Source organism: Bacillus sp. XB1, assembly GCF_053557995.1.
Genome location: NZ_JBNRIL010000002.1, coordinates 459113 through 472342 on the forward strand (window position 1 = coordinate 459113; position 13230 = coordinate 472342).

At 35.1% G+C, this 13230-nt stretch carries 12 protein-coding genes and 1 pseudogene; 8 read left to right on the top strand and 5 right to left on the bottom strand.

Annotated features, from left to right (window positions below; translation table 11 throughout):
* Window positions 1-7: 7 nt before the first annotated feature.
* The 3 genes and pseudogenes from ACK1U5_RS17620 to ACK1U5_RS17630 all read right to left on the bottom strand — a co-directional run.
* Window positions 8-2806 carry a hypothetical protein gene (locus ACK1U5_RS17620; RefSeq protein WP_069604740.1) on the bottom strand — a complete coding sequence of 933 codons (2799 nt, stop codon included), beginning with the start codon at window positions 2804-2806 and terminating at the stop codon, window positions 8-10.
* 4 nt (window positions 2807-2810) lie between these two features.
* Window positions 2811-4112: a hypothetical protein gene (locus ACK1U5_RS17625; RefSeq protein ID WP_069604741.1), complete on the bottom strand. Its 1302-nt coding sequence runs from the start codon at window positions 4110-4112 to the stop codon at window positions 2811-2813.
* 184 nt (window positions 4113-4296) lie between these two features.
* A pseudogene (locus ACK1U5_RS17630) lies at window positions 4297-4596 on the bottom strand (AAA family ATPase); the annotation flags it as partial.
* 293 nt (window positions 4597-4889) lie between these two features.
* Here ACK1U5_RS17630 and cymR point away from each other — a divergent pair.
* The 7 genes from cymR to ACK1U5_RS17665 all read left to right on the top strand — a co-directional run bounded on the left by cymR (window position 4890) and on the right by ACK1U5_RS17665 (window position 11285).
* Window positions 4890-5306: a cysteine metabolism transcriptional regulator CymR gene (gene cymR / locus ACK1U5_RS17635; protein WP_000704116.1), complete on the top strand. Its 417-nt coding sequence runs from the start codon at window positions 4890-4892 to the stop codon at window positions 5304-5306.
* 35 nt (window positions 5307-5341) lie between these two features.
* On the top strand, window positions 5342-6487 hold the full coding sequence (locus tag ACK1U5_RS17640) for a cysteine desulfurase family protein (protein ID WP_000439893.1): 1146 nt from the start codon (window positions 5342-5344) through the stop codon (window positions 6485-6487).
* Window positions 6488-6503: 16 nt separating this feature from the next.
* Window positions 6504-7619, top strand: coding sequence for a tRNA 2-thiouridine(34) synthase MnmA (mnmA, locus tag ACK1U5_RS17645; RefSeq protein WP_001038010.1), 1116 nt, complete (start codon window positions 6504-6506; stop codon window positions 7617-7619).
* A gap of 109 nt (window positions 7620-7728) precedes the next feature.
* Window positions 7729-8388 carry a tetratricopeptide repeat protein gene (locus ACK1U5_RS17650; protein ID WP_000066407.1) on the top strand — a complete coding sequence of 220 codons (660 nt, stop codon included), beginning with the start codon at window positions 7729-7731 and terminating at the stop codon, window positions 8386-8388.
* Between the two features lie 95 nt (window positions 8389-8483).
* Complete coding sequence (recD2, locus tag ACK1U5_RS17655) at window positions 8484-10820, top strand: SF1B family DNA helicase RecD2 (protein ID WP_000528086.1); 2337 nt, start codon at window positions 8484-8486, stop codon at window positions 10818-10820.
* 129 nt (window positions 10821-10949) lie between these two features.
* Window positions 10950-11138 carry a hypothetical protein gene (locus tag ACK1U5_RS17660; RefSeq protein ID WP_000469281.1) on the top strand — a complete coding sequence of 63 codons (189 nt, stop codon included), beginning with the start codon at window positions 10950-10952 and terminating at the stop codon, window positions 11136-11138.
* 18 nt (window positions 11139-11156) lie between these two features.
* Window positions 11157-11285, top strand: coding sequence for a YrzQ family protein (locus ACK1U5_RS17665; protein ID WP_001053553.1), 129 nt, complete (start codon window positions 11157-11159; stop codon window positions 11283-11285).
* Between the two features lie 46 nt (window positions 11286-11331).
* Here ACK1U5_RS17665 and ACK1U5_RS17670 read toward each other — a convergent pair whose 3' ends face one another.
* Window positions 11332-11544, bottom strand: a complete 213-nt coding sequence (locus ACK1U5_RS17670; protein WP_000242535.1) for a hypothetical protein — start codon at window positions 11542-11544, stop codon at window positions 11332-11334.
* A gap of 176 nt (window positions 11545-11720) precedes the next feature.
* Between ACK1U5_RS17670 and ACK1U5_RS17675 the strand changes: the two genes are divergently transcribed.
* Entirely contained in the window at window positions 11721-12788 is a 1068-nt protein-coding gene (locus ACK1U5_RS17675) for an AI-2E family transporter (RefSeq protein WP_000793128.1), read from the top strand.
* A gap of 44 nt (window positions 12789-12832) precedes the next feature.
* Here ACK1U5_RS17675 and ACK1U5_RS17680 read toward each other — a convergent pair whose 3' ends face one another.
* Window positions 12833-13177: a PH domain-containing protein gene (locus tag ACK1U5_RS17680; protein WP_000209579.1), complete on the bottom strand. Its 345-nt coding sequence runs from the start codon at window positions 13175-13177 to the stop codon at window positions 12833-12835.
* Between the last annotated feature and the right edge of the window lie 53 nt (window positions 13178-13230).

Here is a 13230-nt window from a genome sequence, read left to right on the forward strand (position 1 = left end):
ACCTACCTTAACGTTGAATAGTTACATACTCTTTAATATTAGGGATTGAACTTAAATCGTTTTTAAAACCTTCTAAGCCATTTTTAAAGAAAGAAGATACTTCATCTTTGCCGAATTTTTTTACAGCAGCTTCTATTAAATACAGGTAATTATATAAAAGATTAGAAAGGCGAATTTTTTCACCTTTTTTAGTAGTTGTATTAAATTGTTCTTTAAAGTCATTAACAGTTAATTGAAGTTCTTCTTCTAATTGCGACAATGCATAGAAGTTTGGAATTGCAAACTGGCATTTTTCACAATCTCGATTCGGAAATTTACAAGTTTGGTAAAGGCACTGGAAATATTCCTTTTTGGAGGGCTGTTGCCCTAGTTTTATAGAGTCGTATATGTCTTTTCTTTCTTCAAGTGAAAGTCCTTTGATAACTTTGTAAACAATGTTTTGTTCGTTATTTAATCTATTTAAATAACGGGCCATTTGTTCGATATGATAGACATCACCAAATACTTCTTTTAGTGTTAGAGAAGTTTGATTTTTCTCTTCTTTGTTATTAATAGGTTCTTGTAGTATCAATTCACTTAAAGCATCATATGCATAGCCAAAGTGCCCGAGATCAAAAAGTTGTTTGGTTATAAAATCCATTTGTTCTTGAGGGATGTCAATATAAATATTCGTTGTTTCTTTGTCGCTATGACTTCGTATGAATTTAGTAATTTCTAAAGGATTTCGATTAGTCGTTTTTTGAATTACACTATAAACATAGCTAATTAATGTGCGGTTCATTTTTGTAGATTTAAAGATAAAATGACCATTATGTTTTTTAAAGAAAGCCTCTCTTTGTCCTTCTTTAAAACTTCTTTGACGATTATTAAAATCAATTAATACCTCTGATAAAGGTTGACAAATTTGGCAGCGAAGTTCACATAATACTGCAGAATGTGCAAATGCTGCTAACAACTCTTGTGAGCAAAAGAAATGACGTTTTTTCTTAGTTTTTGAATGTGTAAAAGTCATTGCCTTAACTTGATTAACAACTGTTATGATATCTTGTTCGCTTAAATTGTTTCTTTCAATCCATGTTAATGCATCTAGTGCTTCCATACTTCCAATTTGTGTTTGTTGTAAGTCTAGTCTTGGAAAAGAGGTTACATCATAATGTCGCCATGCATTGTTCAAATGGAGTAGTACATATAGCCAGGAAGAATCTCTATGCAGGTGTTTTTCACTGTTAATCTGTGATCGGATATCTACAATTGCTTGTTTTTTATGTTCTGGGATATTTTTTGCATAATCTATTAAAGCAATGTATTCATCAATAGGATAAATCGTTTTTTCTCTTTGAATAAGTGGTGTTTTTTTATATATATTTTTGAGCCTACTGAACTTATAATTAATAGGTAAATTTGAAGTTTCTCTTGTCTCAGATAGTTCTTTCAAAAATTTGTACAATTCTATTTGTACAGTGGTGTTGATGTTGGAATTAAATATTGCTAAATTTAGTTCAGTATCCGTATAAGCAAAAATTTCTTTTAAATGTGTTATTTTAGTTAATAAAATTGTGGTATTAAATAAGGTGCGTGTCAAACTCTGTATGGTTTTACGGGTTGCTTTGCTTTTCGAAAATTTCATTTTCAAAAAGGTAAACCAATATTTCGCAGTTTCACTTCCTGTGTTGCTGAAAGTGATATCAGCTTCGCGTAATGCAGTTTGTAATACTTCGTATGGGTCAGACTCGGATTGGTAAATGATATTTTCTATATTCTGTTCTTTTTTTCTTTTTTCGTTTATAGATAATACATCTTTTTTTGAGTATATTAAATTTGGACTACTACGAAAGTTGATCCCATCACGAATTGTACATATCAAGGGAGGAACATAGATTGAATGTACATTATTTTTAATGAATTTTTGGCTCATTGTACTATGAGCGATGTTTAGTATTTTGGTTGCCTCTTCTAATGTTAAGTATTCATTGCGTATCTGTTGCCACAAATCATTCTGTTTATCAATGAGCATTGCAACATCTTCTGTTTTAAAATAAGTAATGGGGGAATTTTCATTTTTTATGGTTATAAGGTTGTATTCTTTTGCTACTTTTTCAACAGAGATTGGAGTAATAGCAAGTGTTATTGCCAAGCTTTCTTTTGCTGTATATTGAATTTTTTTTTGTTCTCTTTCTTTCAAGATTGATTGCCAATCTTTTTTGTTAAGGTACATATAATTGCAATCATTTTGGTACAATTTAACAACATCTATTGGATATTGATTTAACCAATGCTGTCGAAATGCTTTCAAAGAAGTACTTTGTTCTTTGGCAGCGGAAGTGACTGAAATGTATTCTTTTTTAAACCTTGTAACTTCCTGTTTGGGAATGAAAACTCGGTTGTAATGTATCTTGTGATTAAGTAATACAACTTTTATATGACCACTGTTGTGAAAATCACAGAAACGTTTTTCAAATGTCTCTAATGGAATCGGGGATTTGTTGTCGTTGTAACATAATTCTGCTATGGCTTCTGCAATTTTATAAAAATGTTTATTTAATAGTTGGAATGCTAATTGGTATTTAGCTAATGTATAGAGAGAATATAAAAACATTCTCTTTTCCTTTTTGAAAGAGATTACGCCTTCATTTTTTAAACGTTTAATTAAGTCAATCCCAAAAGCTGATGTTAATTCAGGGTTTTCCTTTTTAATAGTTAGAAGTGTTTTGTATTGATCTTTATAGTGCTGTAACGATTGCACCCCTTTTTGATACTCTTCAAGATGTTGTACAGCTTCTTCAATAGAAATAGCCTCTATTTTCATTGCCTCACTTCCTTAAATTAAAATTGTCTATAGTTTTTCTATTAATATCTGCGTTCTGCGTTTCGGCCGCTATGCGTATGTTATCAATAGCTTTCTTAGTTAATTGCAAGGCATTTTTTTCTTCTACATAGCTCATTACTGAACTTAAATTTTTGTCTCCTCTGGCAATAGCAACTTCAGGAATAGTAGCGTTAATTTGAAGAAGAAAGTTTGTAAAAATACCTCGACCAATATGAGTAGACCATTTTTTATCAGTGAGAAACAAATAATCGTCCATACGACCTTCCTCGCTAAGGCTCGTTAAAAATGCCTTTTTAACTTTGTTGAATAACTCTGTATAAGTTTTTCCCGACATAGCTTCCCCAGTTCTTTTTGCAATAAACAATGCATTTGGATTTCTTATGTTTTTTTGATTATTCAATCTTTCTAAAAGTTGTTTGTGTTCTTTGTATACTTGGGAAAGTAATGGGTTTGTTAATAAAGCTTGATTGCGAGGACGTTTTACACCTTCATGCTGTAAGTTTGATTTGTTTTGGAATAATTCTTGATGTCTTTCTCTTATTTTTAAAATGAATTTATTTTCCCCTAAATTTGTATCGTTCCAAAAATAAGGTGATTCGATAGCTTCTTTAGTTAAATTTACAACTTCACCTGTTCGTAATCCCCCAAAGAACTGAAAACAAATCCCAAGTGCTATATCAGGAGCAACGTCTTGCGTAATCTTAATAAATCTTTGAACTAGTTCATATCTGTTTTCACCAAAATCCACTAGTTTTTCTGATACTCTTTCGTCTCGGCCAGGGTAAATTGTACCTAGCTCTAGGCTGTTAAAAGGTGAACATTTTTCTGCATTGATCTTTTCATGAATAATCTGGTTAGTGGATAACCATTGGTAGAATTTAATTAAGTAGCTTTCTATCCTATATATATAATCAGAAGACAACTCTTCATTTCTTGCCTTAAGAGATAAGTAGGATATATATTGAGAAGCATGAATTAGCTTTAACCCAAATAAACCTTCCTCTTTTAAATTAATAAATTCCGTTGCTTTATCTCTTATCTGTTTGTTTGTATAATTTAGAAATTTTATTAGTTCATATGCTGCATTTCTTTGTGAACTCAAAGACTTAGATGCCCCTCGATAATATGTCCGTATATAATTTGTTAAAGGAGAAGGGTATATTCTATTTGTTTTTTCATCCTTTATTCCTATACCTATAGCTCTTTCCCCTATTACTCTTCCATTGATATAGTGAAAGTTATCGTATTCCTTTACTACAAATGTATAATCATATTCAAACTTCACTTCACTCTGCCCCCCCACATAAACAAAAGAATATCTATTTAATCTATGTTTAGTAGATAATATTTAGTGTTTATTTTTACCAATTTAATATATTCGTGGATAAAAAAATAAATCCTTCTATTATAAGGATTTTCGTGTGTTTTCTATGAGTTTTTTTATTTAATACCAGATAACGTTATACAAGAACTTCATCTAAAATTAAAACGAGGTGTCGATGCATCTTCGCTTCTTGTACGACAACTTCCATATCTTTTTTATTGTGAGTAACAGCATTCAATAGACGAAACGGGGTACCGGTACTTCCAGCAATTGCACTGGCAATGGATGTTTTTCCTGTACCTGGAGGACCGTATAAAATCATAGATTGAAAATGATTGGCTTGGACCATTCGCCATAAAATCTTTCCTTCACCAACTAAATGTTGTTGCCCAATAATTTCTTGAATATTTGTAGGGCGCATTCGATGTGCGAGTGGTTGTTTCATTTGGACCGTCTCCCTTAATATATAATCTCGTTCTATCGTATCATTTTTTTCTACGAAATTTGAAATAGGATGCTGTTTTATGGGAAAAATAAAGGATAATATTTTCATTTTTCTTTCAATTGTAATAATTCCCGAGTTTTTCAATGTGATTTTATGTTATCATTTTGATACACAAGTTGAAATTTCTTATAATACTATATTATGCTATAATTTCATAGGATTTTAAATTGTGTTCTTTTTATAAATAAGATATAACCAATAGAAGTGAAAATTTGAAAAGAGGTGCAAAATAGATGAAAATTTCAACGAAAGGCCGCTATGGCTTAACAATTATGATTGATCTTGCAAAAAAGTTTGGTGAAGGTCCGATTTCATTAAAATCAATTGCGCAGGCGCATGACTTATCCGAGCATTACTTAGAGCAATTAATTTCACCACTTCGTAACGCTCGTCTTGTAAAGAGTACGCGCGGGGCATATGGCGGATATGTATTATCTGATCAACCGGCTAACATTACAGCTGGGGATGTAATCCGTGTATTAGAGGGACCGATTAGTGTTGTAGAAATGATAGAAGAAGAAGAGCCAGCGCAGCGCCAGTTATGGATGCGTGTTCGTGATGCGGTGCAAGAAGTGTTAGATAGTACAACGTTAGAAGATTTAGTACGTTATGAGGAAGAAAATCACGGGGGCTATATGTTTTACATTTAATTCCTTGTGAAACGATTTGGAAAGAAGGAGATTTAATGGAACGCATTTACTTAGATCATGCTGCGACATCTCCGACTCACCCAGAAGTGGTCGAAAAGATGATTCCATATATGACAGAAATATTCGGGAACCCGTCTAGTATTCACTTTTATGGACGTCAAACTCGTCACACAGTAGATGAGGCGAGAAGAGTGTGTGCACGCAGCATTCATGCGAATCCGAATGAAATTATATTTACGAGCGGTGGTACAGAAGCTGATAATTTAGCGCTTATCGGTGTAGCACGTGCGAACCGTCATAAAGGTAACCACATTATAACGACGCAAATTGAACATCATGCGATTTTGCATACGTGCGAATTGTTAGAGCGTGAAGGGTTTGAAGTGACATATTTACCTGTCGATGAAACAGGGCGCATTCAAGTTTCTGACATACAAAAGGCATTAACAGAAGAGACGATTCTTGTATCTGTTATGTTTGGGAATAATGAAGTAGGGACGATGCAACCGATTGTGGAAATAGGAAAGCTGTTAAAAGAGCATCAAGCGTATTTCCATACAGATGCGGTACAAGCTTACGGTTTAGTAGAAATTAATGTGAAAGAGTTTGGTATTGATTTATTATCAATTTCAGCTCATAAAATTAACGGGCCAAAAGGTGTAGGTTTCTTATACGCTGGTGCAAATGTGAAATTTGAACCGTTATTAATAGGCGGAGAGCAAGAAAGAAAACGCCGTGCTGGTACGGAAAATGTGCCTAGTATTGCTGGGCTTCAGTATGCAATTCTTATAGCTGAAAAAACTCGTGAGCAAAAAAATGCCCAATATGAAGAGTTTAAAGATATAATGGTATCTGTCTTCAAAAATGAAGGCATTACTTTCGAGGTAAACGGAAACTTAGAACATCGCTTACCGCATGTACTTAATGTAAGTTTTACAGGAATGAACATTGAACCTTTCCTTGTGAACTTAGACTTAGCTGGCATTGCAGTATCAAGTGGTTCTGCTTGTACAGCTGGTTCGATTGATCCATCACATGTATTAGTAGCGATGTTTGGAAAAGACTCCGATCAAATACGTTCATCCGTACGCTTTAGTTTTGGACTTGGAAATACGAAAGAGCAAATTGAAAAAGCGGCGTACGAAACAGTGAAAATCGTGAAGCGATTAACACAAAATTAGCATGGGAGGTGACATGATGAACAAACTACCTCACGAAACACGCGTTGTCATCGGAATGTCCGGTGGCGTCGATTCATCTGTAGCAGCACTTTTATTAAAAGAGCAAGGTTATGATGTAATCGGAATTTTTATGAAAAACTGGGATGATACAGATGAGAATGGTGTCTGCACAGCAACAGAAGATTACAATGATGTAATTGAAGTGTGTAACCAAATTGGTATTCCGTATTATGCAGTAAACTTTGAAAAACAATACTGGGATAAAGTATTTACGTACTTCTTAGATGAGTACCGAGCTGGTCGTACACCAAACCCAGATGTAATGTGTAATAAAGAAATTAAATTTAAAGCATTTTTAGAGCATGCAATTGCGCTTGGTGCGGATTATGTGGCAACAGGCCATTATGCACGCGTTGCTTATATGGACGGCGAATATAAAATGCTTCGCGGTGTTGATGACAATAAAGATCAAACATATTTCTTAAATCAATTAAGCCAAGAGCAATTATCAAAAACAATGTTCCCATTAGGTGAATTAAAGAAACCGCAAATTCGTGAAATGGCGAAAGAAGCTGGCTTAGCGACAGCGGCGAAAAAAGATAGTACAGGTATTTGCTTCATTGGTGAGCGTAACTTTAAAGATTTCTTAAGTAACTACTTACCGGCACAACCAGGTGTAATGCAAACATTATCTGGTGAAGTGAAAGGGAAGCATGACGGTTTAATGTATTATACAATTGGACAACGTCATGGCCTTGGAATTGGTGGTAATGGTGATCCATGGTTTGCTGTTGGGAAAAATCTAAAAGAAAACATTTTATATGTTGATCAAGGATTCCATAACGAACTTCTATATGGTGATGAAGTTATTGCTACGAATGTAGGATGGGTAAGTAACAAAGAAAAAGAAACAGAATTTAAGTGCACGGCGAAATTCCGTTATCGTCAAGAAGACAATAAAGTAACGGTTCAAATCGTTGATGAAAATACAGTTCGTATTCTTTGTGATGAGCCAATTCGTGCAATTACACCAGGACAAGCAGTCGTTTTCTATGATGGAGATGAGTGCTTAGGCGGTGCTACAATTGATGAAGTGTACCGTAGTGGTAAGAAATTGGATTATTTAGGATAAATGAGAAGCCTCTGCCGATTAGCGGTTAGAGGTTTCTTTTACATAAAGCGAATTTTCGTTCGCTTGGAAAATACATTCTTTGTTATAATTTGTTGTAGAGGTGAAGGACATGTCAAACAAACTTGAAACAGGTATTCAATATATGCAAGAAGGAAACTGGGAAGAAGCAGCTAAAAATTTTACAGAAGCAATCGAAGAAAATCCGAAAGATGCGCTTGGGTACATTAATTTTGCAAATTTATTAGACGTATTAGGTGATAGCGAGCGAGCGATTTTATTTTATAAACGTGCACTAGAGTTAGATGATAAATCTGCAGCAGCCTATTATGGTTTAGGAAATGTATATTATGGCCAAGAGCAATTTACTGAAGCGAAAGCTGTATTTGAACAAGCAATGCAAGCTGGATTACAATCAGCTGATGTAACATTTATGTTAGGTATCACACATGTACAGCTTGGAAATGATCGTCTTGCACTACCATTCTTACAAAGAGCAACAGAATTAGATGAAAACGATGTAGAAGCTGTATTCCAGTGCGGACTTTGCTTCGCGCGATTAGAACACGTTCAAGAGGCGAAACCTTATTTTGAAAAGGTATTAGAAATGGATGAGGAGCATGCAGATGCGTATTACAATTTAGGTGTTGCGTACGTATTTGAGGAAAATAATGAGAAGGCTCTCGCTTTATTTAAGAAAGCAATTGAAATTCAGCCAGATCACTTTTTAGCGGGTAATGGCGTTCGTTTATTAGAGCAAGAAGCTGAATAAGATAAAAATATAGTTTAATGGGTAGTTATCCCTCATCTAAAAAGGTGGGGGATGTACTGCTCATTAAAGTGAAAATACCGGAAAGGAGAGGAAAAATGGGAAATCAACATGCAATGGATTTGTTTGAGGAAGAGAAAAAGTTTATAAAAGCGCAAGTTCTTCATACCATTTTCCACAACGAAGAAAACCTCTATTCCGTTGTCAGTATGAAAGTCATTGAAACGAATGAAACGTATGACGAAAAGAAAGTAATGATAAACGGTCATTTTCCCCGCATGCATGAAGATGAAGTGTTTACATTGACAGGTCATTTTAAGGACCATCCAAAGTATGGAAAACAATATATGGTTGAAACATTTAAAAAAGAATTGCCGCAAACAAAAGCAGGTATGGTGCAATATTTAGCGAGTGATTTATTTAAAGGGATAGGAAAGCGTACAGCTGAAAAAATTGTGGACCATCTCGGAGAACATGCTATTTCTAAAATTATGGATGACCCTGAGGCATTAAATGGTGTTGTTAATAAACAAAAGGCTCAGGAAATATATGAGACAATTGTTGAACATCAAGGGCTAGAGAAAGTAATGAGCTTTTTAAATGGCTACGGTTTTGGAACGAAACTTTCTATTAAGATTTACCAGCAATATAAAGAGATGACATTAGAAGTGATTCGTAATAATCCGTATCAACTTATCGAAGAAGTGGACGGGATTGGTTTTGGAAGAGCGGATGATATAGGGCGTGCGTTAGGGATATCGGGTAATCATGACGACCGTGTACGCGCAGGATGTTTTTACACATTAGAGAATGTCTCATTACAACTTGGTCACGTTTATATGAGGAAAGATCAACTTGTAAGAGAAACGATGTCACTTTTAAACAATCAAGAAGGAAGAGTGACTGAGGAAGATATTATAGGTTGTATTGAAACGATGCAAAGTGAAGGGAAAGTCATCATAGAAGAAGAACGAGTGTATTTAGCAACGTTATTCTACTCTGAGAAAGGTGTTGTAAAGTCTATTCGCAGGCTTATGAATCAAGAAGAAACACCTTCATTTCCAGAAGCAGAAGTGTTAAAAACGTTAGGTGAAATTGAAGAACAACTGAACGTACAATATGCACCGTTTCAGCAAGAAGCAATTCAAACGGCACTTCATAAACCGATGATGTTATTGACAGGTGGACCAGGAACAGGGAAAACAACAGTTATTAAAGGGATTGTTGAAATGTATGCATCACTACACGGGTTATCGTTAAATCCGAATGAATACAGTGATGATAATCCATTTCCAATACTATTAACAGCTCCAACAGGAAGAGCAGCGAAGCGGATGAGTGAATCGACAGGACTTCCAGCTTGCACAATTCACCGTTTACTTGGTTGGACGCCAGAAGGATCTTTCCAGCGTAATGAAACGGATCCTGTCCAAGGTAAGCTCCTTATTATCGATGAATTTTCAATGGTTGATATTTGGCTTGCAAATCAGCTATTTAAGTCGTTGCCGACGAACATTCAAGTTATCGTTGTAGGTGATGAAGATCAGTTGCCATCTGTAGGACCTGGACAAGTATTAAAAGATTTATTAAATGCAGGCGCAGTTCCGACAGTGAAGCTTACTGAAATTTATCGTCAAGCGGAAGGCTCATCAGTGATTCAACTTGCCCATGCGATAAAAAATGGAACTCTACCACCAGATTTAGCACAAAATCAAAAAGATCGTTCATTTATCGGCTGTACAGGAGCTCAAATTGTTGAGGTTGTGAAAAAAGTTTGTGAAAATGCTAAAACAAAAGGCTTTAGCGCAAGAGATGTACAAGTATTAGCACCGATGTACCGCGGGCCTGCTGGTATTAATGTATTAAACGAAGCGCTGCAACAAGTATTTAATCCGAAGAGGGAAAAGAGTAAAGAAATTGCTTACGGTGATGTTGTGTACCGAAGAGGCGATAAAGTACTGCAACTCGTGAATCAGCCGGAGAGCCAAGTGTTTAATGGTGATATTGGGGAAATTGTTTCGGTGTTTTATGCGAAAGAAAACGTTGAGCAACAAGATATGATTATCGTTTCATTTGATGGAATTGAGGTAACGTATACGAAGCCCGATTTAAATCAAATTACGCATGCATATTGTTGTTCCATTCATAAATCACAAGGTAGTGAATTTCCGATTGTTATTATGCCAATCGTGAAAAGTTACAACCGTATGTTACGTCGTAATTTAATTTACACGGGCATTACAAGAAGTAAGAAGTTCCTTATTATTTGCGGAGAGGAAGCAGCTTTCCAATCTGGTGTAAATCGCCTTGATGATGCAATGCGTCAAACAACCTTAGCTAGTCGCTTGCAAGAATCACAAGGAGAAGTACAGATGGTCACAGTTAATGGCGAGGAAATGGACGTGGAAAACATTTCACCGTATGATTTCATGTAACAAGGTGAAATTATATAGTGAAACTTTCAAACGCATAGCGTTGAAAGGCTCCAGTAAAATGTATAAATGAATGCAGTTTGGACATAATGGCGAATAGAATCTGGGAGACTGTAAGGAGATGAAAGCCATATGTTTATTTGTCCAAATTGCAAAGGGAAAGACATTGGAAAAATAGGTGTCAACCAATTTTATTGCTGGAATTGTTATATCGAATTATCGGTTTCAAAGGGGAAAATCCATACGCATCAAGTTGAGGAAGATGGTTCACTAAGCTCTCTTGATGATTTATTTGATGAGAATGAAAGAACGATCGGATAACGAAAAGGGGGATTTACTTTGAATCTACGCAATTCATTAATCGCATTAGGTGTTGGAGCTGCAGCATATCAATATGCTCGTAAGCAAGATGTATTTTCAAAACGCAATATGAAAAAAGCACGTAAGATGATTAAGTCTTACTTATAATCATTTCGATAAAGTGAAAAACTCCCTTGTAGACAAGGGAGTTTTTTTATGCACCCATATGCAAATAAAAAAGTCCGATCTCTGAGAAAAGATAAGATAGACCGTAGCAGCCAACGCCAAGTATTCCATACTGCCATAATTGCTTCGCTTTTTCTTTACGTGAGGAATGAATAAAGAACCCTTTCCAAATACCGAACCCGATACAAATCCATTCAAGAATCATAAAAAGTGCTGATAATCCAAGCATAAATAAAACCATAATTAGCCCTCCTGATTATATTAATTCATGCTGTATTCTCAGGGGTGGTTGTCCTTGTTATGTTATTTATATGTACGTCTTTAAAAAACAGTATGGTCCGTATGAAAAGATTTTAAAAGTTTCGCACATAACCTACCCCATTTATTTTCAAAATAAAGGTGGAGGAGGTTTTTCATGTGAAGAATCTTAAAATCATTTGGATATATCGTTTAGGATTATTGTTACTTGTTTTTCTTTGTCTGCTCGTCTTTTTAAAAATTAAGCCGCTATGGGCACCGATTATTTTTGTATTTAAAGTAGCAATCACGCCGTTTCTTATCGCGTGTTTTATTGCGTATTTATTGCACCCTTTAATTGAAAAAATTCATAAGGAAGGGATGCCCCGTACACTTGCCATTTTGCTCATTTATATCCTTTTCTTTGGCGGAATTGGTTATGGGATTTATAAAGGAACACCAGTCGTTATTAAACAGTTACAAGAGATTAATGAACAATTTCCGCAGTTTACAAAAATGTACGATTCGTGGATGGATGGCGTTACAGAACAAACGGCGAATTTCCCTTCGTTCATTCATGAAAAGGTGAAACAACTTTTTGTGGGTGTGGAAACGAAGATTCAAGCGCTTTTAAATAAAGTGATGAGTACAGCTCGTGGTGTACTCGATTCATTGCTCATTATTTTCTTAATACCGTTCATTGTATTTTACATATTAAAAGATTATGGTGAGTTTTATCATATCTTTTGGAAACTAGTCCCAAGTAAATGGCGAGGTACGGGGCAAATGCTTGCGAAAGAAATTGATAAATCACTTGGAAGTTATATTCGAGGACAGTTATTTGTTTGTTTAGTATTAGGGGGAGTATCAGCTCTTTCTTTTTGGTTTATCGGTATGAAATATCCATTATTGCTTGGCATTATTATTGGGGTAACGGATATAATCCCGTACTTCGGTCCTATTTTAGGAGCAATCCCGACGTTAATGATTGCAGCAACAGTATCAACGAGTTTACTTATTAAGGCGGGGATCACAATTGCGATTTTGCAATTTGTGGAGAGTAACATTTTATCGCCTTACATCGTTGGTAAGTCACTTCGTATGCATCCCGTTATTATTATGCTTGCCTTACTAGTTGGGGGAGAGGTAGCTGGGATTGTAGGGTTGCTAATATCGGTTCCGATTTTAGCAGTTATTCGCACTGTCATTGTTCATGTGAGACCGCTCTTGAAAAAAGAAGATGTGTAAGTATAGAAGCCCTCTATGTAAGAAATAGAGGGCTAATCATATATTTATTTAGAAAGCTGCTCGTGTATCTTTTGAACGAGGGAGCTCACATCATTTGTTTGAATATGTTTTATTTTTTTCCATTCGTTATCATACATAAATACAATTTGATTGTTGAAAAGACGCTTTTGTTCTTTTAGATTAGAAATTTTTGCGAAAGAGTACTCTTCAAATATTGGATTCTTACTTACATCTGGCCCATAAAAGAATAGCCTTTTGTTCGTTAAAATTAGCAATCCTGGCCTTGCGACGGAACGATAAATAAATATGTCTAATGAACATGCTGCGTAAAATAATATCGTTTCGTCAGTCGCTAATATGTTTTTAGCTTTGCTAAGTAAGGTTGTCATTGTGATCGCTCCTTTATTTTATTAACAATAATTTAATTATAACAAAAAAGGTA

Bases quoted from the DNA above. Each gene is read 5' to 3' on its own strand.
- recD2 (WP_000528086.1), top strand. From the start codon at position 8,484: ATGGGAAATCAACATGCAATGGATTTGTTTGAGGAAGAGAAAAAGTTT.
- cymR (WP_000704116.1), top strand. From the start codon at position 4,890: ATGAAAATTTCAACGAAAGGCCGCTATGGCTTAACAATTATGATTGAT.
- ACK1U5_RS17640 (WP_000439893.1), top strand. From the start codon at position 5,342: ATGGAACGCATTTACTTAGATCATGCTGCGACATCTCCGACTCACCCA.
- ACK1U5_RS17660 (WP_000469281.1), top strand. From the start codon at position 10,950: ATGTTTATTTGTCCAAATTGCAAAGGGAAAGACATTGGAAAAATAGGT.
- ACK1U5_RS17650 (WP_000066407.1), top strand. From the start codon at position 7,729: ATGTCAAACAAACTTGAAACAGGTATTCAATATATGCAAGAAGGAAAC.
- mnmA (WP_001038010.1), top strand. From the start codon at position 6,504: ATGAACAAACTACCTCACGAAACACGCGTTGTCATCGGAATGTCCGGT.
- ACK1U5_RS17620 (WP_069604740.1), bottom strand. From the start codon at position 2,806: ATGAAAATAGAGGCTATTTCTATTGAAGAAGCTGTACAACATCTTGAA.
- ACK1U5_RS17680 (WP_000209579.1), bottom strand. From the start codon at position 13,177: ATGACAACCTTACTTAGCAAAGCTAAAAACATATTAGCGACTGACGAA.
- ACK1U5_RS17670 (WP_000242535.1), bottom strand. From the start codon at position 11,544: ATGGTTTTATTTATGCTTGGATTATCAGCACTTTTTATGATTCTTGAA.